The organism is Streptomyces sp. CB01201 (assembly GCF_002803085.1).
Classification (GTDB): Bacteria; Actinomycetota; Actinomycetes; order Streptomycetales; family Streptomycetaceae; genus Streptomyces; species Streptomyces hundungensis.
In genome coordinates, this window is sequence record NZ_NNBJ01000004.1 from 147861 (window position 1) to 171997 (window position 24137).

A 24137-nucleotide genomic window follows, 5' to 3' on the forward strand; every position below is an offset into this window, starting at 1 on the left:
CTGATCATCAAGGTCAGGCTCCAGCCCTTCGTGGCGCTCCTCGCGGTCTCCATAGCCGTCGGCCTCGGCGCGGGGCTCTCGGTCACCGAGCTCTTCGGAACCGTGCAGAAGTCCGCCGCCGTCTCGGTCATCGAATCCGGCATGGGTGGCATCCTCGGACACGTCGCGATCATCATCGGCCTCGGCACGATGCTCGGCGCGATCCTCGAAGTCAGTGGCGGCGCCGAGGTGTTGAGCACCCGGCTGCTCACCCTCTTCGGCGAGAAGCGCGCCCCTCTCGCGATGGGCCTCACCGGCCTGATCTTCGGCATCCCGGTCTTCTTCGACGTCGGCATCTTCGTCCTCGCGCCGATCGTGTACGCGGCCGCCAAGCGGTCCGGCAAGTCGATCCTGCTCTACTGCATGCCGCTGCTCGCGGGCCTGTCCATGACCCACGCCTTCCTGCCGCCGCACCCCGGCCCGGTCGCGGCCGCCGGCCTGTTCCACGTCTCGCTCGGCTGGGTCATCCTGATGGGCGCCCTCGTCGGCATCCCGTCCGTCCTCGCCGCCTGGGGTTACGCCGCCTGGATCGGCAAGCGGATCTTCGTCGAGGTCCCGCAGGACATGGTCGAGGCCGCCGAGGAGGCCAGGGCCGCCGTCGCGGCCGAACAGCAGGCCTCCGGCGTCACGCCGCGCGAGGAGCCGGTGTCGCTCGGTGCCGTACTCGCCATCATCGGCACCCCGCTGATCCTGATCCTGGCCGCCACGTTCTCCTCGATCGCCCTGGACCCCTCCACGCTCCGCTCGGTCCTGGAGTTCTTCGGCAACCCGTTCGTGGCCCTGACCATCGCCCTGGTCCTCGCCTACTACCTGCTGGGCATCCGGCGCGGCTGGTCCCGCAAGTCCCTTGAGACGGTGTCCACTTCGTCGCTCAAGCCGGTCGGCAACATCCTGCTCGTGGTCGGCGCGGGCGGCATCTTCGGCGCGGTCCTGAAGGCGTCGGGCATCGCGGACGCGCTCGCCAGCACCTTCCACAGCGTCGGCCTCCCGGTGATACTGCTGGCCTGGCTGATCTCGGTCGTCCTGCGCGTGGCGCAGGGCTCGGCGACGGTCGCGATCGTCACCACGGCCGGCATCGTGGTCCCCCTGGTGGAGGGCTCCGGCTACTCCCAGGCCCATCTGGCCCTGATCATCATGGCGATCTCGGCAGGCTCGATCTTCGCCTCGCACGTCAACGACGGCGGCTTCTGGATGGTGGCCAAGTACTTCGGCATCACCGAGCGCGACACCCTGAAGTCCTGGACGGTCCTGGAATCGGTCCTGTCGGTCGCGGGCTTCGCGGTGGCGGCCCTGCTCAGCCTGGTGATCTAGCCGGACGCGCACGGACGCGCACGGACGCGCACGGACGCGCACGGACGCGCACGGACGCGCACCGACGCGTATGGACGAGCGCGGACGTGCGCGACCCGCAAGGACAGCCGAGGGCGCCCTCTTCGTGAGGGCGCCCTCGAACGTGTCTGTCCGCTCAGCAACTCCTTTTGTCCACTTGCCGGTTGGGAGCTGGACACTCAACAATGCGCATGACAAAACAGCACTCCTTCATCATCCGAGCACCCCCACAAAGGGAACCCCCACATGAAGAAGTCCTTCGTCGGCGCACTCGGCGCCGTCAGTGCCCTGCTGCTCGCCACCGCGGGCGCGGTGCCGGCCATGGCCGCGCAGCCCGCAGACGGCCAGGCCCGCGTCGCCGCGCAGACCTCCGCGGGCAAGGCCGCCCCGGCCCCCGTCAAGGCGGTCAACTTCGCCGGAACGGTGGCGCTGAGCAACTGTTCGGGCTCCGTCATCCGCATGCCCAGCTCGCAGCCGAGCGACCCCGCGCTCGTGCTCTCCAACGGCCACTGCCTCGAAACCGGATTCCCGGCCGCCGGCGAGGTCATCACCAACCAGCCCTCGTCCCGCACCTTCTCGCTGCTCAACGCGTCCGGCTCCAAGGTCGCGACCCTGCGTGCCAGCAAGGTCGCGTACGCCACGATGACCGACACGGACATCACGATCTACCAGCTCAACACCACCTACGCGCAGATCCAGAGCAGCTACGGAATCAGCGCGCTCACCCTCAACGACGCCCATCCGACCCAGGGTTCGGCCATCAAGGTCGTCTCCGGGTACTGGAAGCGGACCTACAGCTGCAACGTGGACGGCTTCGTCTACCGGCTGAAGGAGGGCGACTGGACCTGGAAGGACTCGGTCCGCTACACCCCGTCGTGCAACACCATCGGCGGCACCTCGGGCTCCCCGGTGATCGACACGACGACCGGCAAGGTCGTCGCCGTCAACAACACCGGCAACGAGGACGGCGAGCGCTGCACCGAGAACAACCCGTGCGAGGTGGACCAGAACGGCAACGTCACCGTCCACCAGGGCACGAACTACGCCGAGGAGACGTACCTCATCGTCGCCTGCGTCGGCACCGGCAACAAGATTGACCTGAGCCGCGCCGGCTGCGCCCTGCCCAAGCCGTGACCACCCGTAGGGCGTGATCCACAGGACAGCAGCGGGACAGCACGAAGGCAGCGCCGCCCGGGAGAGCGGGCGGCGCTGCTGCCGTGAGCGGGCCGTGCGGTTACGGAAGGGCGTGGACGTGCGGGCCGACCGCGCCGGACCAGGCGTTGCCCGACTTGGCGTCCCAGTTGGTGGACCAGGTCATCGCGCCGCGCAGGGTCGGGTAGGTCTTGGACGGCTTGAAGTTGCCGCAGCTCGTGCCCTTGGTCAGGCAGTCGAGCGCCGCGTTCACCACGGACGGCGAGACATAGCCGCTGCCCGCGCCGGACGTGGAGGCCGGCAGGCCGAGCCCGACCTGTGAGGGGTCGAGACCGCCCTGGAGCTGGATGCAGGCGAGCGCGGTCAGGAAGTCGACCGTGCCCTGCGAGTAGACGTTGCCGTCGCAGCCGTTCATCGAACCGCTGTTGTAGTACTGCATGTTGACGACGGTCAGGATGTCCTTGATGTTGAGCGCCGTCTTGAAGTACTCGTTCGACGGGGACTGCATGTCGATGGTCTGCGGGGCCATCGTGATGACGGTCTTGCTGCCGCCCTTCGCGGCGATCGCCTTCAACGCCTGTGTCATATAGGTGGAGTTGAGGCCGTTCTCCAGGTCGATGTCGACGCCGTCGAAGCCGTACGTCTGCATCAGCGAGTACACCGAGTTGGCGAAGTTGTTCGCCGAGTTGGAGTCGCTGACCGAGATCGTGCCGTTCTGGCCGCCGATCGAGATGATCACGAACTTGCCGGCCGCGTGCTTGGCCGCGATGTCCGCCTTGAACTGGTCGACGGTGTAGCCGCCGAGACCGGCCGAGTCGAGCGTGAAGCTCACCGCGCCCGGCGTGCTGGTGGCGTCCGCGAAGGCCACGGCGATGATGTCGTAGTCCGCCGGCACATCGCTGATCTTCTGGACCGTCGCGCCGTTGTTGAAGTTCTGCCAGTAGCCGGTCACCGCGTGCTTGGGCACGTTCCCGCCGCCGCCCGGGTTGCCGCCGGAGGCCGAGGTGGTGCCGGTCACCGCCGCCGACTTCGGGGACTCGCCCGCCGCGTTGGTCGCGCTCACCTGGAACTGGTACGAGGTCGACGCGCTCAGCCCGGTCACGGTCGCCGAACTGCCCGTCACCGACTGCACCTTGGTGCCGCCCTGGTAGACGTTGTACCCGGTCGCGTTCGACACCGCGCCCCAAGACAGGTTCACCGAGGACGAGCTGACCGAGCCGACCGCGAGGCCGGCGGGCGCCGCCGGGACCGTCGGGGCCGGGTCGCCGCCCCCGCCGCCGTCCGGCCCGAACACCGAGAAGTCATCGGCGTAGTAGGCGGGTTGGCCGTACCAGCCGTGCGTGTAGATCTGCACGGAGGTGGTGGACGAGCCGGTCTTGAAGCTGGTGCTCAGCTGGCTGTAGCCGCTGCCCGTGCCGGGGGTCCAGGTCGAGACGTCGGTGGTGCCGGTACCGCTCGCGCCGAGGTAGACGTAACTGCCCTGGACCCAGGCGCTCAGCGTGTAGGTCGAGTTGGGCTTCACGGCGACGGTCTGCGAACACTGGGCGGTGTCCGAGCCCGAGGGCGTGGCCTTGAGTGCGGCGGTGCCGCCGTGCACGGGCGAGGAGACGGTGGCACCGCTCCCGGCCGAGCAGCTCCAGTTGCCGAGGCCCGACTCGAACCCGGCGTTCTTGGCGTTGTTGACGTCGGCCGCCTGGGCGGTGCCGGCGAGCCCGGCTATGGACAGGGCACCGGCCGCAACCACGGCCAGGGCGAGCCTTGCATGTCTCGCGCGGTTCACTTGCTGCCTCCGGGAGGGGAGTGGGGAGGGTGGGGAGTGAAGGGGGAAGTGAAGGAACGGGGAAGCGGGACGGCAGGTGGGGAGGGCGTCGTCCTGGTCGCACAACTTGGTCCAGACCAATTCGCTTGTCAAGACCTCGCGCAGGGACCTGGGGAGTGGGACGGCCACGAATCGGGCGCGGCTCCGCTCCGATGGGCGAGGATCAATTCCGGCCGGGGACATGGCCGACTTCGTACGCAACTCCCGTCCCACGCGCACCAAAACCAGCCCCGGAAGCACACAGGAAAGGAGAAGACGGTTCTCCGGCCGGTAGGTCGTGGATAAAGTGCTGATGCAGGTGGGAATCGCAGGGATCAGTTGCGGTCGTGGGGCTCGCACACGCTCGCGCACCGCATGGAACGGGGGCCCAGGGTGGCGACCGCGATCAGTGAACGGGGGCCCGGGACGTGCCGACCGCGATAGCCGTCACCAGCCCCGACCTGGTGCTGCCGCCGACCGACCCGCAGACGCCGCTCGCGGCCCTGCTCCAGTCGCCGGACGCCCAGCCGCTCGACTCCGCACTCGTCGACATGCACCGCCTCCTGGAACAGCACGGATATGTCATCGCCTTCTGTCCGGCGTCCATTCCGGCGGCCCATGAACAGCGGCTGCACACGGTTCGGTCGCTCCTGGAAACCGACCGGATCACGCTGATCAAATCCGAACTGCCTCCGCTAGGACTCGCCATCCTGGTAAGGCAGTTGAGGCAGTTGTCGGTGTGTGACTTCAGCCCCGGTGTGATCGCGTCGGCGGCCCGGCTGCTGTCGCACTACATCCACACCGGAGCCGTGCTCAACTCCGTGACCCGGCTGGAACGCATCCCGGTCGGGCTCACCGCCCACGCCAAGTCATGGATGCCCGGCAGCCAGTTCGCCGTCCTCGCCAACCCGACACCCCAGCTCGTCAAGCTAGGCCCGGCGGCCACCCTGGAGGGACCCGACTTCGCCTGCGAGCTGCTCCTGGCCAGGGGGTCCGCCCACGCTGAATGGATCACCGGCACACTCGCCCCCGCCTGGCAGATCAAGACCGTCCAGGAGACCGCCCTGCCCGCCGACTCGGCCGCCTGGTGGGGCACCGGCAAGCTGACCGAGTTCGCCGCCTATCTGCCCGACATCGCGGTGCTCTACCAGCTCGTGGCCTCGGTGCGGCGCGAACAGTGCCGCTGGTGTCCCATGGAACTCATCGGCGACCGCTGTGGATTCTGCTCCTCGCGTCAGCCGCCCGAGGGCGAGCCCGACCCGCCGCACGGGGTCGCCGCCCTCGACCCGGTGCCGGCCTCCGCCTACCGCTCCCGGCCCCTCACCCGGGCCGAACGACGCCGCGCCATCGCGCCGGGCCCGTGACCACAACGCCTGCTCCCAGCAAGGCATTTGCCCGCTCTACCCCACGTCAGCGAACGAGGTCGTACGGTCAATGAACTCCCGCCAGCGCCGCGGCATCATCCTTCTCCTCCTCTCGCTCCTGTGTGCCCTCGGCGCGTTCGCCGGGGTGTTCGCGGTGATCAGCGACGTGGACTCCAAGGTGGGCCCCGAGGTGACGGCGTACAAGCTGAAGGACGACATCGACGCCTACGCGCCCCTGAAGGCGGACCAGTTCGCGAAGACGAGCATGCCCAAACGCTGGCTCTCCGAGGGTGCGGTCACCGATCTCTCCGATGTCATCGGCAAGATGGCGGCGACCCATCTCACCAAGGGCTCCCTGCTCCAGGACGGCATGTTCACCGACCGTCCCCAACTCAAGCCGGGTGAGCAGGAGATCGCCATCATGATCGACGCGTCGACGGGAGTCGCGGGGAAGATCAACGGGAACGACAGCGTCAACATCTTCGCCACGTTCGCGGCGACCAAACAGGGCGACACCCCCGAGTCCAAGCTCATCGTCGCCAACGCCCGAGTGATCCAGGTGGGCGCCGTCCAGGCCCTGACCCCGAGCGCGTCGGACAAGAACCAGACCACCCAGGCCGTCCCGATCACCTTCGCCCTCAGCACCCTGGACGCCCAACGGGTCGCCTACGCCGAGTCGTTCGCCACCCATGTCCGTCTCGCGCTGGTCGGCCGCGGCAACGGCGACAGCACGATTCCGCCCGGTGACCGTACGTACCGGCTCGAAAAGGACCAGTGAGGTGCGGATGACCACCCGAATCCTTCCGGCCGTCTCCGACGCGGACGCCGCCCGATCCGTCACCACCCTGCTCAGCCAGCTCCCCGACGCCGAACCCGCGGTGCCGGTCGGCGACTCCACACAGTTGCTCGACACCCTGGCCAGGCTCGCGGGCGAGTCCCTGGACGAGCTCCCCGAGGTCGTGCTGGTCCACGAGCGCATCGGCCCGGTCCCGGCCCTCGAACTGATCAGGGAGGTCGCCCTGCGGTTCCCGGCGGTCGGCGTCGTCCTGATCTCCTCGGATGCCGGGCCCGCTGTCTTCTCCGCCGCCATGGACTCCGGCGCGCGCGGGCTGGTCGCGCTGCCGCTGTCGTACGAGGAACTCGCGGTGCGCGTGCAGGCGGCGGCGCAGTGGTCCGCGGGTGTACGCCGGCACCTGGGTGCGGGCCTCGACGTCTTCACCGGGCCCGGCGGCACCGTCACCACCGTCACCGGGGCCAAGGGTGGTGTCGGCACCACCCTGATCGCCGTCCAACTCGCCCTCGCCGCACGGGCATCGGGCCGCACCACCGTGCTGCTCGACCTGGACCTCCAGGCCGGCGACGTCGCCTCCTACCTGGACGTGCAGTTCCGGCGCTCCATCGCCGACCTCGCCGCGATCACCGACATCTCGCCCCGCGTCCTGGCCGACGCCGTCTTCAACCACGAGAGCGGGCTTGCCCTGCTGCTCGCCCCCGCCGAGGGGGAACGCGGCGAGGAGGTGACGGACCGGTCCGCCCGCCAGATCATCGGCGCCCTGCGCACCCGCTACGAGGCCGTCGTCGTGGACTGCGGCACCCAGACGACCGCCGCCAACGCGGTCGCGGTCGAGATGGCCGATGTCGCCCTCCTCGTCACCACCCCGGACGTCGTGTCCGTACGCGGCGCCAAGCGGACCGTACGGATGTGGGACCGGCTCCAGATCCGCAAGGCGGAGGAGACCACCACCGTGGTGAACCGGCACACCCGGAACACCGAGATCCAGCCCCCGCTGGTTCAGAAGATCACCGGCACCAGGGTCTCCCAGACCGCAGTACCGGCCCATTTCAAGGAACTTCAGTCCGCCGTGGACGCGGGGCGGCTGCACGACCTGGACAACAAGAGCACGGTCAAGCAGGCCATCTGGGCCCTGGCCGGCGAGATCGGCCTGCTCAAGGCCCCGGAAGGCAGAGCCAAGGCGCGCGCAGCCCGGGGCTCCGGCCTGGTGCTCCGGCGCAGGGGGTCCTGATGCGGGGGGTGCGCCCGGTACGCGGGGTGCGGGTGAGGAGGATCCGTGCGGGCAGCCGGGGGAGCCGGATCCGTGCGTGCGGGCAGGACCGGGGACAGACGGTGATCGAGTTCATCGGCGTGGTCCCGCTGATCCTGCTCCTCCTTGTCGCGCTGTGGCAGTGCGCTCTGGTCGGGTACGCCTTCGTCCTCGTGGGCAACGCGGCCGACGAGGGGGCGCGGGCGGGGGCGGCGGCGCAGGGCGATGGAGCCGCCGCCTGCGAGACGGCAGCCCTGCACGAGGTGCCCTCGTCCCTTCAGGCCGGCCCTCCCGCTTGCGGAGCGGACGGGGCCGGCATGTACGGGGCGAAGGTCACCCTGAAGATCCCCATTCTGATCCCGGGTGTCCTCAACGGCTTCCCCATCGAGGGCACCGCCGCCCATGTGAAGGAGCGCTGAGCCGTGCGCATGCGTACGTGTCGAGGGCGCGAGCGGGACGACCGTGGTCAAGTCGCCCTGGAATACATCGGGTTCGTCGCCATCCTGCTGCTCGTCGGCCTCGCCGCGATCCAGCTCGGGGTCGCCGCGTACGCCGCGAACCAGGCGGGTACAGGGGCGCGCGCGGCGGCACGGGCGGCGAGTCTCGACGCGCCGCGGGCGGGCGAGCCGGTGCTGGACCCGGTGGCCGCGGGGACGGCCGCGGTCAGCGGGTGGCTCAAGCCGCGGATCGCACCCGCCGGAACTGGGGGAGACGGCGTCTCGTACACCGTCACCATCGCGATCCCCAGCGTCATCCCCGGTCTGGGCGACGGCTTCTTCGGCACCACCACCCGTACGTCCACCATGCCGAAGCTCCGGCAGCAGAACTGATGCGGACGAGCCGCCCCGAGAAGACTGGAGAGATGACATGAGTCTGCGGGCACGGATCGCCGCTCCCGAGGAGACAGGACCCGGTCGCGAGGACGGTCATCTGGTCGCCTCCTACCGCGCCAAGCTCCTGGAGGAGATCGACCTCGCGGAGATGTCGTCCCTCGCCGCCGCCGAGCGCCGGGCCCGCCTTGAGCGGGTGCTCGGGCACATCATCAGCCGCGAGGGCCCAGTGCTCTCCACCGGCGAGCGGGCCCAGCTGATCCGCCGGGTGGTCGACGAGGCGCTCGGCCTCGGCATCCTGGAACCGCTCCTCGAAGACGCCTCGATCACCGAGATCATGGTCAACGGCCCCGACCAGATCTTCGTGGAGCGCGGCGGGCGGGTGGAGCAGCTCCCGCTCCGGTTCGCCTCGCACGAGCAGCTGATGCAGACGATCGAGCGGATCGTGTCGACCGTGAACCGCCGGGTGGACGAGTCGAACCCGATGGTGGACGCCCGGCTGCCGTCCGGCGAGCGCGTCAACGTGATCATCCCGCCGCTGTCGCTGACCGGCGCGACGCTCACCATCCGCCGTTTCCCGAGGTCGTTCACGCTCCAGGAGATGATCACCTTCGGCTCGCTCGACGAGCACATGCTGCTGCTCCTCGCGGGGCTCGTACAGGCCCGCTTCAACGTCATCGTGTCGGGCGCCACCGGCACCGGCAAGACCACGCTCCTCAACGCGCTCTCCGGTCTGATCCCGCCGCACGAACGCATCATCACCATCGAGGACTCCGCCGAACTCCAGCTCCAGCAGGCCCACGTCATCCGTCTGGAGTCGCGGCCCCCCAACGTGGAGGGCAAGGGCCACATCTCCATCCGCGACCTGGTACGCAACTCGCTGCGCATGCGTCCCGACCGGATCGTGGTCGGCGAGGTCCGTGGCGGCGAATCGCTCGACATGCTCCAGGCCATGTCCACAGGACACGACGGTTCGCTCGCCACGGTGCACGCCAACAGCGCCGAGGACGCGCTGATGCGCCTCCAGACGCTGGCCTCGATGTCCGAGGTGGAGGTCCCCTTCGAGGCGCTGCACGACCAGATCAACTCGGCCGTGGACGTGATCGTCCAGCTCACCCGGCACGCCGACGGCGCTCGCAAGATCACCGAGATCGCCCTGCTCGAATCGCACGGCCGCGAGCCGTACCGGATCACCACCGTGTGCCGCTTCGACGCCCAGCCGATGGCCGCCGACGGCCGCATCCACGGGCGCTTCCAGTACTTCCCGCTGCCCCGGCGCGTCGCCGACCGCCTCTACCTCGCCAACCAGCCCGTACCCCAGGCCTACGGAGTCGCCTCGCACGCCGAACAGCTGGCCGTCCGCCACGCCAACTGACGCGCCCGACCAGCCAACTGACCCGCCCGACAAGCCAACTGGCCTCCGGCACACACCAGCCGACCGCCCGCACATACCAACCGACAGGGAACGCGCAGATGAACCTCTCCTTCCTCACGCTCGGCGTCACGCTGCTCGCCGGGGTGCTGGCGGTCCTGGGGCTGCGCTCCTACGGGGCGGGTCGTGCCCAGCGCGAAGCCCTCATCGACCGGCTCAGCAACCCCGGCGCCCAGCATGCGCCCGGTCGCAGTCGTCCGTTCCGGGGGGTGGACCGGCGGCTGCGCGGGACGAAGCTGGGCCGGCGCATCGAGCTGAAACTGGCCGCGACCGGCCTGGACCTGACGCCGGGCGAGTTCTTCGTCTACATGCTGGCCGGGGTGGCCGCACTGTGGCTGATCGCCGCGTCCGTCCTCGCGTCCTTCTTCGGCCCGCTCGCCGGCCTCGCCGCGCTGTGGGGCGCCAACTCCTTCCTCAACTGGCAGCGCCAGAAGCGCATCGAGCGCTTCATCAACCAGCTGCCCGAGCTGTCCCGCATCCTCGCCAACGCCACCCAGGCGGGCCTCGCCCTGCGTACCGCGATCGCCATGGCCGCTGAGGAAATGGAGGCCCCGGCGGGTGAGGAACTGGGCCGGGTCACCGACCGGCTTGCCGTCGGCGAGTCCCTTGAGGACGCCCTGGGCGAGATCGCGGAGCGGCTGCCCTCCCGTGAACTGGTCGTCCTGGTAACGACGTTGGTGCTGGCCAACCGCGCGGGTGGCACGGTGGTCAGCTCGCTGCGCAATCTGACCACCACCCTGGAGGAGCGCAAGGAGACCCGGCGCGAGGTGCGCACCACGCTGGCGCAGGTGACCGTCACCGCGTACGCCGTGCCCGGCTTCGGCATGGCCGCGCTCCTGATGCTGAACGCCGTGATGCCGGGCGCGCTCGACCGGATGACCGGCGCCTTCCTCGGCCAGGCGGCCGTGCTGATCTCGATCGCCCTGTACGCGCTCGGATTCTTCGTGGTCCGGCGCCTGTCCCGCATCGACGTATGACCGGCCGTCCGACCCGACGCATGACCACTCGACACGAGAGGGGAGTGAGCGACACGTGGGACTGCTCTTCGCGGCCCTGATGGGCCTGAGCGTGTACGGAATGTTCCTCGGCATCCGTATGTACCGGGCCGAGGTGAAGCTCCCGAGCGACCTGTCGGTGGCCCTGGAGGTCGGTGCGACGCGCACCACCGCCGTCGGCTCGGCCGTCGACCGGCTCGGCATGCGCTGGGCGCCCGCCGTGCTGCGGATGATGGGCCCGGAGCGGGTCGCCAGGAAGCGCCGCCAGATCGACCTCGCGGGCAATCCCGGCGGCCTCACCGTCGACCGGTACGCGGCCCGCCGCGCGGTGTACGGGATGCTCGGCGCGGCGGCGGCGCTGATCATGCTGCTCGAAGGGCACTGGATCATCGCGCTGGTGATGGCTGCCTTCGCCCTGTTCTGGGTGGAGGTCGGCATCTGGTCGGCGGTGCGGGTGCGCCGGGACCACATCGAGCGCACCCTGCCCGACTTCCTGGACGTCCTCGCCGTCGTGGTCAGTGCGGGCCTCGGCTTCCGGCAGGCCCTCGACCGCGTCGCCGACAAGTACGAGGGCCCTTGGGCGGACGAACTGCGCATCACGCTGCGCCAGATGGACATGGGCGTCAGCCGCCGCCAGGCCTTCGAGGAACTGCGCAAGCGCAACGACTCCGAGCAGGTCGCGATGTTCGTGACCGCGCTTCAGCAGGGCGAGGAACTGGGCGCGCCCATCGTCGAGACGCTGATAGCGATCGCCGCCGACATGCGCCGCACGGACGCGCAGAACGCCCGCCGCAAGGCCGCCCGCGCGGTCCCCAAGGCCACCTTCGCCGTGACGACCTTCCTGCTGCCGGGCACCCTGATCCTGCTCAGCGTGGGTTTCGTGTACGGGGCGAACCTGGACTTCGGGGGTTTTCTGGGAGGCCCGAAGTGACCCTGCAACTGGCGCTGGACGCAAGGGGGTTGACCATGCCGACACTGCGCAGAGCGACGACCGAACCGGTGCGGCCCCCGACCCTCGCCCTCCAGATCAACGCACTCCAGGCGATGTGCCGCCAGGTGTTCGGCTTCCGCCTGGCGATGATCGCCATAGGTGCTCCCTTCGCCCTGGCGGGGGCCGCGAAGGGGGCGCCCGGGATGCTGGTGGGGGCGGCGGTCCTGGTCACGTTCATGGGCTCGTACGTCCTGTTCCGCGACTGGGAACGCTTCGGGCCGCTGCTGCTCAAGCATCCCTGGCTGCTCGCGGTCGACGCGGTGTTCGGCGCGCTGCTGCTGATCACGGCGACCCCGGAGTCCTCCCTCGGCTACGTCACCACGTGCACCCCGCTCCTCGCCGGCCTGGTCTACGGCTGGCGCGGGGCGGGTCTCTTCGCGGGGCTCCAGGTGGCGATCCTGGCCCTGGTGTACGCGACGGGACCGCGCCACCAACTGGCGGATGCCTCAGCCCTGTTGCTGCCGGGCTTCTGCGTCATGGCGGGCGCCGTGGGCGTCACCATCCGCAATCTCCTCTTCCGCTTCGGCGCCGCGAGTCAGGCCCTCACGGAGACCCGGGCCCGGCTCGCCGTGCACGACGCGGTCGAGGAGGAGCGGGCCCGGCTCGCCCGGGACCTGCACGACTCGGTGGCCAAGACCCTGCACGGCCTGGCCCTCGCCGCCGACGGCCTGGCGGCCTCCGCCGACCGGATGGACCCGCCGGCGCTGCGCCACCGCGCCGAACTGGTGGCACGGGCCGCGCGCCGCGCGGCAGCGGAGTCCCGCGAACTCCTGGGTGACCTGCGACGAGCGCCGGGCGATTTGGACATGGCCCATGAACTGTCCCTTCTCGTAAGGGACTTCACCAGCCGCACCGCCGTGCCGGTGGAGTGGCGAGTGCTCGGCACGGAACCGCTGCCGCCGCTCCCGGCGGGAGTGGCCCGTCAGCTCCTGACGATCGCGAGCGAGGCCCTGGACAACGCCCACCGGCACGCGGGGCCGGCCGCTGTCCGGGTGTCGGCGGGAGTCGAAGGAGCCCTGTTCCGCCTGAGCGTCCAGGACGAGGGCCGGGGCCTGCCGCCCGGCACCACCCTGGACGATCTGAAGCGCACGGGCCACTTCGGCCTGGTGGGCATGGTGGAGCGCGCGGCGGCGATCGGCGCACGGATCAGGGTGGGGCGGGGCAGTGCTCCCGCGGGGACCGAGGTGCGCGTGGAACTACCCCTCAATAAAACGGAGTTGAGGCCGTCATGACCGAAGAAGGCGTGGTGCCGAACAGGGCCTTGACGCATCGGAAGGGCGGTGTCGGGAGGGACCCGCTGCGAATCGTTGTCGCGGACGACAACCCGGTGGTGCGGGCGGGCTTGGTCGCGCTGCTGCACGGCCGCGAGGACATCGAGGTGGTGGCGGAGGCGGCGGATGGCCACGAGGCGTACGAGGCGGCGCTGCGCCACCGCCCGGACGTGATCCTGCTGGACGTACGCATGCCGGGCGTCGACGGCATATCGGCGCTGCCGCACCTGGTGGGCCTTGCACCTGTGATGATGCTGACGTACAGCCGCGAGAGCGAGATCGTGCGGGAGGCGTTGCGGCTCGGGGCCGGTGGGTACCTGGTCCACGGCGAGTTCACGGCAGACGAACTCGGCGCCGCAGTGCGGGGTATGGGGCAAGGGAGGGCCGTCTTCACCGCCACGGCGGCGGACGCGCTCCTGGCCCATGTGCGCGAGCAGCCGGACCGGGCCGTGGCCAATTCCGCAGAACCTCTTTCGCAACTGCAACCGTTTGTGGCACAGTCTTCAACTGCACGGCGAGCGGTGTCCATGCGCAACAGGGCAGACTTCAGGCTGAGTTCGCGGGAAGCCGAGGTGATGGAGTTGATCGCGGCGGGCATGAGCAACCAGCAGATCGCGGCCACGTGCTTCATCAGCGAGAAGACGGTCAAGAACCACATCAACCGCATCTTTGCGAAGCTGAACAGCACGACCCGCGGCGAGGCGATCGCGCACTGGCTGGGGGTGCGCCATGCTTAACTCCCCCCTTTGGGCCCGAATTTGGGCCCCCGGGCCCTCGGAGGGTCCCCTGCCCCCGGCCTACGTTCCCGATGACGTACGCGATGCCGCAACCGGAGGAGAGCCGCGAGATGCCGCAGGACACGCTGCTGAGGACCGCCGTCGCCGCGCAGCTGCGGGTGCGCGACTGGCGGGACACCGCCACCACCCGGGCCCGCGCCCGGTACGCCTCCGGGGAGCGGGATCGGGGGCAGACTTCGTTCGAGTATCTGGGGATCATTCTGGTGGTGGTGGCGATCATTGGGGGGATCATGGCGACGGGGATCGGCACGTCCATCACCAACAAGATCAAAGAGCAGATCGACAAGATCAAGGCCGGCGGCTGATCGCGGACCTTCGTCAAGATCGAGGGCAGGCCTTCCCCATCTACATCGTGATGGTGGCAGGCCTGCTCTTTCTTGCGTTCGCCTTCTTCGCGGTCGGACAGGCGTCGGCGACGCGCAACGGGGCTCAGGGAGCGGCCGATTCGGCAGCTCTGGCCGCAGCGCAGCGAGCTCGCGAGGAACTGGGCCCGAAGGTGCTGACGGCGCTCACGACGCCAGGAGGTCTCGACAACATCTTCAAGGACGGTCCGGTCCTTGCGGATGCACGAGCCGAGGCCGTGACGTTCGCAGCGAAGAACGACGCCGAACTGCAGACTCTGGTGCCTCACGCTGGTGGCGTGGGCCAGTTCAAGTTCACGGCAAGCGTGCAGACCAACTACACGGTGGGCGAATCGGTGATCCCGGGCACCGAGCGGGAGCACGGCACTGCCACTGCCACTGCGATGATCGAGTTGAGGTGTGGCCTGCCGCCCGGCACCGGCGGCAGCACAAGTCCGACGCCGACACCGACACCCACGTCCACGCCGCCTCCGGTCACGATCACGTGCGACGGCAAGGACATGCCCACCGACCCCTTGCCCGCTCCGGATGAGTTGTTCGCAGTGAAACTGGTCGACTGACTTCAAGTGACGAGCAGAGGAAAGACACCGATGAGCGTTCGGCATACGTTGAGGGCCCGTAGGGGGGCGGCGGCAGCGATGGTTGTGGCTCTGGCGTTGGCTGTCGGCGGGTGCGGCAGCGACAGCAAGGACGGCAAGTCCGGTAGCGCGAGCAGCGGTCCCCAGTCCAAGGCGGCTTCCGGAGGCAGCCAGCAGTCCGGCACCTCGGCGCCGAAGACCGAACCAACGGTCAAACTCGCGGAAGCCACGGGCCAGGGCGGCATCCTTCTCACCATCAACAGCGTGGCGCGCGACACCGGCGGATTCGTGACGGTGACGGGTCAGCTGAGGAATCCCGGTTCGGAGAACTTCGTCGACACGTCCGGCTGGGTCGGTACGGAAAAGGATGTGCTGGCCAGCGGCGACTCGGTAGCTGGGGCGACTCTGGTGGACAAGGTCGGCAAGAAGCGCTACTACGTGCTGCGCGACACCGGCGGAAAGTGCCTCTGCACGATGGGCATCGTAGGCGTTAAGGCAGGCCAGACCGTGCCCTTCTTCGCTCAGTTCCCCGCCCCACCCGCCGGCACCAAGGACGTCGACTTCCAGCTCCCGACCTTCCCCACCATGACCGTCCCCGTCTCCGGGTGATCACACCATGACCAGAACCCGGCACGCAGCCGTAGCGATCGCCGCCGCGCTAGTCCTGGCCGCCGGTGGTACCACCGCGTACGCCGACGAGACGCCGAGCAGCCCCCCACTGCCCGGCACCGAGGCGACCAGCGATCCTTCGATGAAGGTCGACGGGACCTCGCCGAATCTGAAGCTCCCCGAGGGCGGCACGCTCGCCGCGCCCAAGGTGCTCGACATCAAGTCGATCGTCGAGGACCAGGGCGGCGAGGAGCGCCGCTCGGACACCAACACCAGCGTGACGTTCGCGCTCCAGGCGGAGGTGCTGTTCGCCATGGACAGCGCGGCCCTCTCGCCCGACGCCAACGACCGCATCCAGGGCATCGCCGCCGAGGTCAAGAAGCAGAAGGCGACCAGCGTCCGGGTCTTCGGCTTCACCGACAACCTCGGTACGCATGAGCACGGCTTGGTGCTGTCGAAGGAGCGCGCCGACGCCGTCCAGAAGGCGCTCTCCCTTTCCCTCGGCCCCGATGTCACCTTCGAGATCCGGGGCTACGCCGAGGACTACCCGATCTCCGACAATTCGACGGAGGACGGCCGCAAGAAGAACCGCCGCGTCGAGGTCAGCTTCACCCGGAGCGGCGGGTAGCGGTCCGCGCGACCGGGGCTGCGACCAACTGACGCCCGGGGTCGGGGAGTTAGCCGGGCGCCGCCCCGGGTAACCGCCCATGGCGGCCGCACGGCCGTGCTCCGGCGGCCTGTCGGGGTGGGAAATAGGGCGGGCCGAGACCCAGCCAATCCACAGGAGTGGTTGTTACGGTGCGGGGTATGAAGCCAAGGCTGGTACGGAGCCGTACGGCAACCGCTGGGGTGTGTCTGATCGCCTTCGCCGCCGTGGCGGCTTGCGGGCCCGGCGGGGCGAGTGGCCAGGGTGCCGAGGGCTCCGTGCGGGACACCTCGGCCGCGCCCGGCGCCAGTGGCAGCGCACAGGTGAAGGCGGCCGCCGGGGCACTCAGCAGCGACCAGCTCGCCAAGGCCGCGCTCGTGACCGGTGACGTGAAGGACTTCTCGGCCGAACCCCTGGAGGGCGGCACCCCCACCGGCAGCTCCCGGACGGCCAAGGCCGAGTGCATGCCGTTCGTGGCCGTCATCAACGGCACGCCCGACCCCGCGCCCTCCGCGACCGTCTACCGGCGCCTGGTGAAGGCCAGCGAGGACGGGCAGGCCGACCAGACCGTCGTCACCGAGGTGCTCGGGGCCCACCCGGCCGGGGCGACCGATGTGCTGCCCCGGCTGCGTACCGCCATCGACGCCTGCGCCGACGGGTTCAAGACCAAGGGCGGCGACCTGGAGCCCAGCGAGTTCACCGAGGTCAAGGAGGTGCCCGCGCCGAAGGTCGGCGACGAGGCCCTCGCGTACGAGCTGATGGGCACCGCGCAGGGCGACCCGGTGCCGATGGTGTTCCTGGTGGTGCGCAGCGGGACGACGGTCGTGACGTACTACGCGGTCGACGTCACCGGTGACGACACGCCCCAGATTCCGGCCGAGCTCGCCGTTGCGCAGGCGGCCAAGCTCAAGTCCTGAGATCCTGACCGGTCGCGATCGCGACCCGGACACCGGGCCGCAGGCCCCACGCGGCCATCGCGCCCGCCTCCGCCTCCAGGACGTACCGGGCCCGCGGCCGGATCGCGCCGAGGCGGCCCGGGCGCATCGTGCGGACCGCGATCACCCGGAGCCGGCGGTCCAGATGGGCCACGTCGATCGCGAAGCGCATCCGGAAGGTGTGCACGCTGCTCGCGGGGGTGAGGAGGATCGCGCCCGTGATGCCGTCGCGGCCGAGCAGGCCCCGCGTGCGGGCCCGATAGGACGCCGCGATCTCCAGCGGGACCGGCGGGCCGGGCTCCCCGGCGCCGTCGAGCACACTCAACTCGCCCGTTCCGTCCCTCCATCGGCCCATGGATAAACGGTAGTCGCTCGCGGGGCCGCCGCGTAGGGTCCGCAACATGGGCCGAAACATCAGGAACCACAACAACCGCCCCTTCGAGGAACTGATCGACGAGGCCGCGTCCGTCTCCGTCGACGGCTGGGACTTCTCCTGGCTCGACGGCCGGGCCACCGAAGAGCGGCCGTCCTGGGGGTATGCCCGTTCGATGGCCGGGCGGATGGCGAAGGCCACCGCCGCCCTCGACGTCCAGACCGGCGGCGGCGAGGTCCTCGCCGCCGTGCCGCAGCTGCCCCCGCTCGCCGTCGCGACGGAGGGCTGGCCGCCGAACGTCGCCCGCGCCACCGGCCTGCTCCACCCGCGCGGAGTGGCGGTCGTCGCCGACGAGGACAAGCCGCCGCTGCCGTTCGCCGACGGCGCCTTCGACCTGGTCGTCAGCCGTCACCCCGTCACCACCTGGTGGTCGGAGATCGCCCGTGTGCTCTCCCCGGGCGGCACGTACTTCTCCCAACAGGTGGGCCCGGCCAGCGTGTTCGAGCTCGTCGAGTACTTCCTGGGTCCGCAGCCGCCGGAGGTGCGCGGCGGGCGCGACCCCGGCAAGGCGCGCAAGGAGGCGGAGAGCGCCGGGCTCGAAGTCGTCGATCTGCGCCTGGAGAAGCTGCGGACGGAGTTCCTGGACATCGGCGCCGTCGTCTACTTCCTGCGCAAGGTGATCTGGATGGTGCCCGGCTTCACCGTCGAGGAGTACCGCGACCAGTTGAAGGCGCTCGACGAGCAGATCCGTACCGAAGGCCCCTTCGTCGCGCACACGACACGCTTCCTGATCGAGGCGCGGAAGCCGCTGAGGCCCACGCGCGCTGCTTAGCATCGGGGCATATGGGGACAATCGCCGATCAAAGGGTAGGGCGGGGCGCGCGGTCGCCGGGCACGTCCGTACCCGTCATCTTCCGCATCCCGCGCGTACGCATCGGCCGGCCCGCCCTCCTGTGGTGGGGGTGGGCCGCCGCGCTCTTCCTGCTGTACGCCACCATCTCGGCCCGGCGCCAGGCGCTGGTCCGCACCACCGGTTACGACCTCGGCATCTTCGAGCAGGCCGTCCGCGCGTACGCCCGGCTGCGCGCGCCCGTCGTCCCGCTGCGCGGCGACGGCTTCAACCTCCTCGGCGACCACTTCCACCCCGTGCTCGCCGTCCTCGCCCCCCTCTACCGCCTCGCGCCCTCCCCGTACACGCTGCTCGCGGCCCAGGCCGCGCTGCTCGCGCTCGCCGTGGTGCCGCTCGCCCGGCAGGCCGCGCGCGTCCTCGGCCGCCGCGCCGCCCATGTGGTGGCCTGCGGATACGGGTTGAGCTGGGGCATCGCATCGGCGGTCGGGTTCGACTTCCACGAGGTGTGCTTCGCGGTCCCGCTGGTGTCCTACGCCCTCGAAGCGCTGGCCCGGCGCAACTGGCGGCGCGCGCTCGCTTGGTCGGTGCCGCTGCTCCTGGTCAAGGAGGACCTCGGACTGACGCTCGCCGCGATCGGGGCGTACGTGGCCTGGCGCGGCCCGCGCCGCCTCGGCATCGCGGCCGCGCTGCTCGGCCTGGCGGGCAGCGCGCTCGAATTCAAGGTCCTGATGCCGTACTTCAACCCGGCCGGCACCTACGCGCACGCCGCCAACCTCGCGCCCGGCCACCACTCACTGCTCACCACGCTCGCCCTCGCGCCGCTGGACGCCGTGCGCCCCGAGGTGAAGGCGACCACCCTGGTCCTCGTCTTCGCACCGGCCGCGCTCATCGCGCTGCGCTCACCGCTCGCCCTGATCGCGGTGCCCACGCTCGGCTGGCGGATGCTGTCCACCAACGCCTTCCACTGGGGGACCGCCTTCCACTACTCCGCGGTCCTGATGCCCGTCGTGTTCGCCGCGCTCATCGACGCGCTGCGGCCGTACGCCGCCGCCGGCGACCCGCTCGCCCGGCGCCATGTGCGGGCCTCGCTCGCGACCGTCGCGGCCGTGACACTGATCCTCGTCCCGTCCTTCCCGCTCGCCCAGATCGCCCACCGCTCCACCTGGCGCACCACCCCGCACGTCACGGCCGTACGCGAACTGCTGCGCCGCATCCCCGACGGCGCGACCGTCGCCGCCTCCAACCGCCTTGTCCCGCAACTGACTTCACGCACCACGGTCGCCCTGTTCCCGACCTTCCCGGTGCACTGGACGCTGTACTCGACGGACGGCCCGATCCCGCCGCCCACGGCCCAGTGGATCGCCTACGACCGCATCCCCCCGGAGTCCTGGCCCTACCCGCCGGGCCCCTGGCCCTACCCGGCCCCCCGGCAGGAGCAGGAGTACGCCGCCACGCTCGCGCGGTACGGATACGTACGGGTGGCGGAGGCGGACGGTGTCTCGCTGCTGCGCCGCAGCGGCTGAACCCCGCTCGGGGGGCGGCCCCTCGGTAAGCGCTCTCGTGTACGGGACGGCATCGGACGGTCACACCGTGCTGTCCCGCTTGGGCCAGTGGGGTGAAGCTCGGGCCGAGTGGATTTTGACGTTCCGAACGAGCGCATGTGCGCTGCGGCGAGGCGGCCACAACCCCTCTGACCTGCGCGGTCAAGCCCGCTCCCGGTGCCGGGGTCACCCCTGAGAGGGACCGGAAAAGCGTACTGGCCCGGTTTCGGAGCGTAGTTCCGGGGCGCCGTGGCACCCAGCATCACTTACGAAGGGTTATGGTGGAAACCCCCCCTCGGGCCGGTCCGTATCCCCCCCACGGACCGGCCCGTTTTTTCTTCGGCACCCCCGAGCCGGGCCCGCGGTACGCCGGCCGAGCCGGATGCCGTCAGCCGCGACGGGCCCAGATGTTGGTGCCCTCGGTGTCCACGGCGAAGGTGTCGATCTCCTTCAACTCCGCGTCGCTGAGCGCCGGTCCGGCCAGCGCCGCCACGTTCTCCTCCAACTGCCGCACGCTGGAAGCGCCGATGAGCGCGGACGTCATACGCGGGTCGCGCAGCACCCAGGCCAGCGCCAGCTGCGCGAGCGACTGGCCGCGCCGCACGGCGATGTCGTTCAGCCCGACCAGCCGGCGTACCACCTCGCCGCTCAGCAGGTTCGGGTCCAGGGACTTGCCCTGGGTCGCGCGCGAACCCTCCGGGATGCCCTTGAGGTACTTGTCGGTGAGCAGGCCCTGGGCGAGCGGCACGAAGGAGATGCAGCCCATGCCGGCGGTCTCCAGGGTGTCGAGCAGCCCGTCCTCCTCCGTCCAGCGGTTGATCATCGAGTACGACGGCTGGTGGATCAGGGCCGGTACGCCCATCTCCTTCAGGAGCCGGGCGGCCTCGGCGGTCTGCTCGCTGTTGTACGAGGAGACGCCCACGTACAGCGCCTTGCCCTGCTGGACGGCGGACGCGAGCGCGCCCATCGTCTCCTCCAGCGGGGTCTCCGGGTCGAAGCGGTGCGAGTAGAAGATGTCGACGTGGTCCAGGCCCATGCGGTTCAGGGACGCGTCGAGCGAGGACAGCAGGTACTTGCGCGAACCCCACTCGCCGTACGGCCCGGGGTGCATCAGATAACCGGCCTTGGTGGAGATGACGAGCTCGTCCCGGTACGCGGCGAAGTCCTGGCCGAAAATCTTGCCGAAGTTGAGCTCGGCGGAGCCGGCCGGCGGGCCGTAGTTGTTGGCCAGGTCGAAGTGGGTGACACCCAGGTCGAAGGCGCGGCGCAGGATCGCACGCTGGGAATCCAGGGCGCGGTCGTCACCGAAGTTGTGCCACAGGCCGAGTGATACGGCGGGGAGCTTGAGGCCACTGCGACCCGTTCGGCGGTACTCCATGGAGTCGTAGCGGTCGGCGGCGGCGAGGTAGCGGAGCGATTCAGTCACGTTTCCCTGCTTATCACGGACTTGTGACAGACCGAGTTGGGCCGCCGTGACCCGTCCGCAGTACTGTGCTTTCCCTGGGGCTGCCGGAGTACGGGGCGGCGGCGGGCCCCCGGAAGGCAACGAGAGGGTGGAATCGGTGAGTTTGCGCGACCTGGTGTACAGGCTCTATGCCCGCCGGGTGGAAGGCCGCCTCGACCACGACCAGGTGCCCAAGCACATCGGCGTCATCCTGGACGGCAACCGGCGCTGGGCCAAGGCCTCCGCCCGCAGCCCCGAGCAGGGCCACCAGGCCGGAGCCAGCAAGATCCAGGAACTGCTCGGCTGGTGTGCCGAGACGGACGTCGAGGTCGTCACCCTCTGGCTGCTCTCCACCGACAACCTGGACCGCCCCGAGGACCAGTTGATCCCGCTGCTCGGCATCATCGAGGACGCGGTACGGGACTTGGCGGCGGACGGGCGCTGGCGGGTGCACCACGTCGGCAACGCGGATCTGCTGCCCGGGCACACCCAGTCGGTGCTCAAGGAGGCCGAGCAGGCCACGCACGACATCGACGGGATACTGGTCAACGTCGCCGTCGGCTACGGCGGGCGCCAGGAGATCGCGGACGCGGTCCGCTCGCTGCTGCACGAGCACGCGGCGAAGGGGACGTCCTTCGAGGAGCTCGCGGAGATCGTCGACGTCGAGCACATCTCGGAGCACCTGTACACGCGGGGCCAGCCCGACCCCGACCTCGTGATCCGTACGAGTGGGGAGCAGCGGCTTTCCGGCTTCATGCTGTGGCAGTCGGCCCACTCCGAGTACTACTTCTGCGAAGTCTTCTGGCCGGCCTTCCGCAAGGTCGACTTCCTGCGCGCCCTGCGTGATTACGCTGCGCGGCATCGGAGGTACGGCAGCTGAGGGCGGCCCCGGTTTTCGCCCCCTTCTTGCCCTCAATCGCCGGACGGGCTCGATTCTGCTCCCGTCCGGCTTTTTGCTGCGGGCCGTAGGTGGCTGGTCGCGCAGTTCCCCGCGCCCCTGAGTACTCGGTGCGGGCCGGCGCGAGCATCTTCAGCCCGTCCGGCGATTGAGGACGAGCGCCGTTCAGGCGCGATACGGGGTCTGGGGCGGAGCCCCAGCGGGAACTCCAGGCATATGACCGGGCATGGCTTCGGGTGTTCGAGGGCATAACCCACCCAGGTCGACGTCCGGACCACGGGCGTCGGATCTCAGTGGGTGGCGGCAACGCCATCCGCCCGGGAGGCCCTTTGCACCAGGACGACCGCGCACCGCGCGCGGGCGACGTGGAGGGCCGGAGCTCGGCCCGCGCAGCGCGGTCGAAGCCCGGTCCCCGTTTCCGCGACGCCGTCGCACCCCGTTCTCATGCGCCTCTTACGAGGGGGTACGTCCTTCCGTGGTGACCAGCACAAAGCGCCGCATGCCCGACCGGCGCACCTACGTACTCGACACCAGCGTCCTGCTGGCCGACCCCAATGCGATGACCCGGTTCGAGGAGCACGAAGTGGTGCTCCCCATCGTCGTGGTCACAGAGCTGGAGGCCAAGAGGCACCATCCCGAGCTCGGCTACTTCGCCCGGCAGGCCCTGCGCCTGCTGGACGACTTCCGGGTCCGGTACGGACGCCTCGACGCCCCCATCCCGATGGGCGAGCTAGGCGGCACCCTCCGTGTCGAGCTGAACCATTCCGATCCCGGCGTACTGCCCGCCGGCTACAGGTTGGGGGACAACGACTCCCGCATTCTCGCCGTGGCCCGCAATCTCCAGGCGGAGGGATTCGACGTCACCGTCGTGTCCAAGGACCTGCCGCTGCGGATCAAGGCGTCGTCGGTGGGCCTGCTCGCCGAGGAGTACCGCGCCGAACTGGCCATCACCGACTCCGGCTTCACCGGGATGGCCGAACTGCCGCTGAGCGGCGAACAGGTCGACCTGCTCTTCGAGGAGGAGACGCTCTACGTTCCGGAGGCCGCCGAGCTTCCCGTCCACACCGGGCTCGTGCTGCTCTCCGAGCGCGGCAAGGCGCTCGGGCGGGTCTCGCCGGACGGCAACGTCAAGCTGGTGCGGGGTGACCGCGAGGCGTTCGGCATCCACGGCCGCAGCGCCGAACAGCGGATCGCGCTCGACCTGTTGCTCGACCCCGAGATCGGCATCATCTCGATGGGCGGGCGGGCCGGCACGGGCAAGTCGGCGCTCGCGCTCTGCGCGGGCCTGGAAGCGGTCCTGGAGCGCCGGCAGCACAAGAAGGTGATGGTCTTCCGGCCGCTGTACGCGGTGGGCGGCCAGGAACTCGGCTATCTGCCGGGTTCCGAGGCCGAGAAGATGGGCCCCTGGGCCCAGGCCGTCTTCGACACGCTGTCCGCGGTGACCAGCCGTGAGGTCATCGAGGAGGTCACTTCGCGCGGGATGCTCGAAGTCCTGCCGCTCACCCACATCCGGGGCCGCTCGCTGCACGACGCGTTCGTGATCGTGGACGAGGCGCAGTCACTGGAACGGAACGTCCTGCTGACCGTTCTGTCCCGGATCGGGGCCAATTCGCGGGTGGTGCTCACCCATGACGTGGCCCAGCGCGACAACTTGAGGGTCGGCCGGTACGACGGTGTCGTGGCGGTCGTCGAAAAGCTCAAGGGGCACCCGCTGTTCGCGCATGTCACCCTCACCCGGTCCGAGCGTTCGCAGATCGCCGCCCTGGTGACCGAAATGCTGGAGGACGTCTCGATCTGAGGCAGTAAGCGCCAGTTGGCGCCGTCCGGCGAGCGCAGCAGCCTAGCCGGGCGGCGCCTTCTT

The 24137-nt window shown here is 70.0% G+C and carries 24 protein-coding genes; 21 read left to right on the forward strand and 3 right to left on the reverse strand.

All coding sequences use genetic code 11. The features are described 5' to 3' along the window. Positions 1-1350, forward strand: a 1350-nt coding sequence (locus CG740_RS10855) for a GntP family permease (protein WP_100574839.1), incomplete at its 5' end; no start/stop codon positions are given. Positions 1351-1614: 264 nt separating this feature from the next. Further along, the gene (locus tag CG740_RS10860) at positions 1615-2502 is read left to right on the forward strand and encodes a S1 family peptidase (protein WP_100574840.1); all 888 of its coding nucleotides are present in this window, start codon (positions 1615-1617) and stop codon (positions 2500-2502) included. A gap of 100 nt (positions 2503-2602) precedes the next feature. Here CG740_RS10860 and CG740_RS10865 read toward each other — a convergent pair whose 3' ends face one another. Beyond that, entirely contained in the window at positions 2603-4300 is a 1698-nt protein-coding gene (locus CG740_RS10865) for a chitinase (protein WP_100574841.1), read from the reverse strand. 446 nt (positions 4301-4746) lie between these two features. On the opposite strand from CG740_RS10865, the gene CG740_RS10870 reads away from it, so the two are divergent. The 15 genes from CG740_RS10870 to CG740_RS10940 all read left to right on the forward strand — a co-directional run bounded on the left by CG740_RS10870 (position 4747) and on the right by CG740_RS10940 (position 17152). After that, positions 4747-5682 (forward strand): hypothetical protein, encoded by a 936-nt coding sequence (locus CG740_RS10870; RefSeq protein WP_234376185.1) that lies wholly within the window; start codon positions 4747-4749, stop codon positions 5680-5682. Between the two features lie 70 nt (positions 5683-5752). Beyond that, on the forward strand, positions 5753-6460 hold the full coding sequence (cpaB, locus tag CG740_RS10875) for a Flp pilus assembly protein CpaB (RefSeq protein WP_100574842.1): 708 nt from the start codon (positions 5753-5755) through the stop codon (positions 6458-6460). 7 nt (positions 6461-6467) lie between these two features. Then, entirely contained in the window at positions 6468-7706 is a 1239-nt protein-coding gene (locus tag CG740_RS10880) for an AAA family ATPase (RefSeq protein WP_100575076.1), read from the forward strand. A gap of 101 nt (positions 7707-7807) precedes the next feature. Beyond that, a complete protein-coding gene (locus CG740_RS10885) occupies positions 7808-8143 on the forward strand; it encodes a TadE/TadG family type IV pilus assembly protein (protein ID WP_234376186.1) in 336 nt (111 codons plus the stop codon). A 9-nt stretch (positions 8144-8152) separates the two neighbouring features. Further along, positions 8153-8554, forward strand: coding sequence for a hypothetical protein (locus CG740_RS10890; RefSeq protein ID WP_100575077.1), 402 nt, complete (start codon positions 8153-8155; stop codon positions 8552-8554). A gap of 37 nt (positions 8555-8591) precedes the next feature. After that, positions 8592-9929, forward strand: a complete 1338-nt coding sequence (locus CG740_RS10895; RefSeq protein WP_100574844.1) for a CpaF family protein — start codon at positions 8592-8594, stop codon at positions 9927-9929. 98 nt (positions 9930-10027) lie between these two features. Beyond that, on the forward strand, positions 10028-10963 hold the full coding sequence (locus CG740_RS10900) for a type II secretion system F family protein (RefSeq protein WP_100574845.1): 936 nt from the start codon (positions 10028-10030) through the stop codon (positions 10961-10963). 55 nt (positions 10964-11018) lie between these two features. Further along, on the forward strand, positions 11019-11912 hold the full coding sequence (locus CG740_RS10905) for a DUF5936 domain-containing protein (protein ID WP_100574846.1): 894 nt from the start codon (positions 11019-11021) through the stop codon (positions 11910-11912). Then, positions 11909-13204: a sensor histidine kinase gene (locus CG740_RS10910; RefSeq protein WP_442802818.1), complete on the forward strand. Its 1296-nt coding sequence runs from the start codon at positions 11909-11911 to the stop codon at positions 13202-13204. Before CG740_RS10905 ends, CG740_RS10910 begins: the two co-directional genes overlap by 4 nt. Continuing rightward, positions 13201-13980, forward strand: coding sequence for a response regulator (locus CG740_RS10915; protein WP_100574847.1), 780 nt, complete (start codon positions 13201-13203; stop codon positions 13978-13980). The genes CG740_RS10910 and CG740_RS10915 overlap by 4 nt, the downstream gene beginning before the upstream one ends. Positions 13981-14051: 71 nt before the next feature. After that, on the forward strand, positions 14052-14345 hold the full coding sequence (locus CG740_RS10920) for a hypothetical protein (protein WP_234376187.1): 294 nt from the start codon (positions 14052-14054) through the stop codon (positions 14343-14345). A gap of 50 nt (positions 14346-14395) precedes the next feature. Continuing rightward, positions 14396-14962, forward strand: a complete 567-nt coding sequence (locus CG740_RS10925; protein WP_234376207.1) for a pilus assembly protein TadG-related protein — start codon at positions 14396-14398, stop codon at positions 14960-14962. A 78-nt stretch (positions 14963-15040) separates the two neighbouring features. Next, complete coding sequence (locus tag CG740_RS10930) at positions 15041-15589, forward strand: hypothetical protein (RefSeq protein ID WP_234376188.1); 549 nt, start codon at positions 15041-15043, stop codon at positions 15587-15589. A 7-nt stretch (positions 15590-15596) separates the two neighbouring features. Further along, positions 15597-16217 carry an OmpA family protein gene (locus CG740_RS10935; protein WP_100574849.1) on the forward strand — a complete coding sequence of 207 codons (621 nt, stop codon included), beginning with the start codon at positions 15597-15599 and terminating at the stop codon, positions 16215-16217. A 179-nt stretch (positions 16218-16396) separates the two neighbouring features. Then, on the forward strand, positions 16397-17152 hold the full coding sequence (locus tag CG740_RS10940) for a hypothetical protein (RefSeq protein ID WP_159030271.1): 756 nt from the start codon (positions 16397-16399) through the stop codon (positions 17150-17152). Here CG740_RS10940 and CG740_RS10945 read toward each other — a convergent pair. After that, complete coding sequence (locus CG740_RS10945) at positions 17142-17525, reverse strand: DUF192 domain-containing protein (RefSeq protein ID WP_100574851.1); 384 nt, start codon at positions 17523-17525, stop codon at positions 17142-17144. The genes CG740_RS10940 and CG740_RS10945 overlap by 11 nt on opposite strands. Before the next feature lie 46 nt (positions 17526-17571). Here CG740_RS10945 and CG740_RS10950 point away from each other — a divergent pair, with 46 nt between their 5' ends. Together CG740_RS10950 and CG740_RS10955 are read left to right on the forward strand one after the other, a co-directional pair. Continuing rightward, entirely contained in the window at positions 17572-18375 is an 804-nt protein-coding gene (locus CG740_RS10950; RefSeq protein WP_100574852.1) for a class I SAM-dependent methyltransferase, read from the forward strand. Positions 18376-18386: 11 nt separating this feature from the next. After that, positions 18387-19916, forward strand: coding sequence for a DUF2079 domain-containing protein (locus CG740_RS10955; protein WP_100574853.1), 1530 nt, complete (start codon positions 18387-18389; stop codon positions 19914-19916). A 406-nt stretch (positions 19917-20322) separates the two neighbouring features. On the opposite strand, the gene mgrA is transcribed toward CG740_RS10955, so the two are convergent. Then, positions 20323-21360, reverse strand: a complete 1038-nt coding sequence (mgrA, locus tag CG740_RS10960) for an L-glyceraldehyde 3-phosphate reductase (protein WP_100574854.1) — start codon at positions 21358-21360, stop codon at positions 20323-20325. A gap of 136 nt (positions 21361-21496) precedes the next feature. On the opposite strand from mgrA, the gene CG740_RS10965 reads away from it, so the two are divergent. Both CG740_RS10965 and CG740_RS10970 read left to right on the forward strand, forming a co-directional pair. Then, the gene (locus CG740_RS10965) at positions 21497-22258 is read left to right on the forward strand and encodes an isoprenyl transferase (protein WP_100575081.1); all 762 of its coding nucleotides are present in this window, start codon (positions 21497-21499) and stop codon (positions 22256-22258) included. A 493-nt stretch (positions 22259-22751) separates the two neighbouring features. After that, entirely contained in the window at positions 22752-24074 is a 1323-nt protein-coding gene (locus CG740_RS10970; RefSeq protein WP_100574855.1) for a PhoH family protein, read from the forward strand. The last annotated feature ends 63 nt before the right edge of the window (positions 24075-24137 follow it).

What these genes read in the sequence shown, in the direction of transcription:
- CG740_RS10860 (WP_100574840.1), top strand. Translation starts at nt 1,615, where the DNA reads ATGAAGAAGTCCTTCGTCGGCGCACTCGGCGCCGTCAGTGCCCTGCTG.
- cpaB (WP_100574842.1), top strand. Translation starts at nt 5,753, where the DNA reads ATGAACTCCCGCCAGCGCCGCGGCATCATCCTTCTCCTCCTCTCGCTC.
- CG740_RS10880 (WP_100575076.1), top strand. Translation starts at nt 6,468, where the DNA reads ATGACCACCCGAATCCTTCCGGCCGTCTCCGACGCGGACGCCGCCCGA.
- CG740_RS10890 (WP_100575077.1), top strand. Translation starts at nt 8,153, where the DNA reads ATGCGTACGTGTCGAGGGCGCGAGCGGGACGACCGTGGTCAAGTCGCC.
- CG740_RS10895 (WP_100574844.1), top strand. Translation starts at nt 8,592, where the DNA reads ATGAGTCTGCGGGCACGGATCGCCGCTCCCGAGGAGACAGGACCCGGT.
- CG740_RS10900 (WP_100574845.1), top strand. Translation starts at nt 10,028, where the DNA reads ATGAACCTCTCCTTCCTCACGCTCGGCGTCACGCTGCTCGCCGGGGTG.
- CG740_RS10915 (WP_100574847.1), top strand. Translation starts at nt 13,201, where the DNA reads ATGACCGAAGAAGGCGTGGTGCCGAACAGGGCCTTGACGCATCGGAAG.
- CG740_RS10920 (WP_234376187.1), top strand. Translation starts at nt 14,052, where the DNA reads ATGACGTACGCGATGCCGCAACCGGAGGAGAGCCGCGAGATGCCGCAG.
- CG740_RS10925 (WP_234376207.1), top strand. Translation starts at nt 14,396, where the DNA reads ATGGTGGCAGGCCTGCTCTTTCTTGCGTTCGCCTTCTTCGCGGTCGGA.
- CG740_RS10930 (WP_234376188.1), top strand. Translation starts at nt 15,041, where the DNA reads ATGGTTGTGGCTCTGGCGTTGGCTGTCGGCGGGTGCGGCAGCGACAGC.
- CG740_RS10935 (WP_100574849.1), top strand. Translation starts at nt 15,597, where the DNA reads ATGACCAGAACCCGGCACGCAGCCGTAGCGATCGCCGCCGCGCTAGTC.
- CG740_RS10940 (WP_159030271.1), top strand. Translation starts at nt 16,397, where the DNA reads ATGAAGCCAAGGCTGGTACGGAGCCGTACGGCAACCGCTGGGGTGTGT.
- CG740_RS10945 (WP_100574851.1), bottom strand. Translation starts at nt 17,525, where the DNA reads ATGGGCCGATGGAGGGACGGAACGGGCGAGTTGAGTGTGCTCGACGGC.
- CG740_RS10950 (WP_100574852.1), top strand. Translation starts at nt 17,572, where the DNA reads ATGGGCCGAAACATCAGGAACCACAACAACCGCCCCTTCGAGGAACTG.
- CG740_RS10955 (WP_100574853.1), top strand. Translation starts at nt 18,387, where the DNA reads ATGGGGACAATCGCCGATCAAAGGGTAGGGCGGGGCGCGCGGTCGCCG.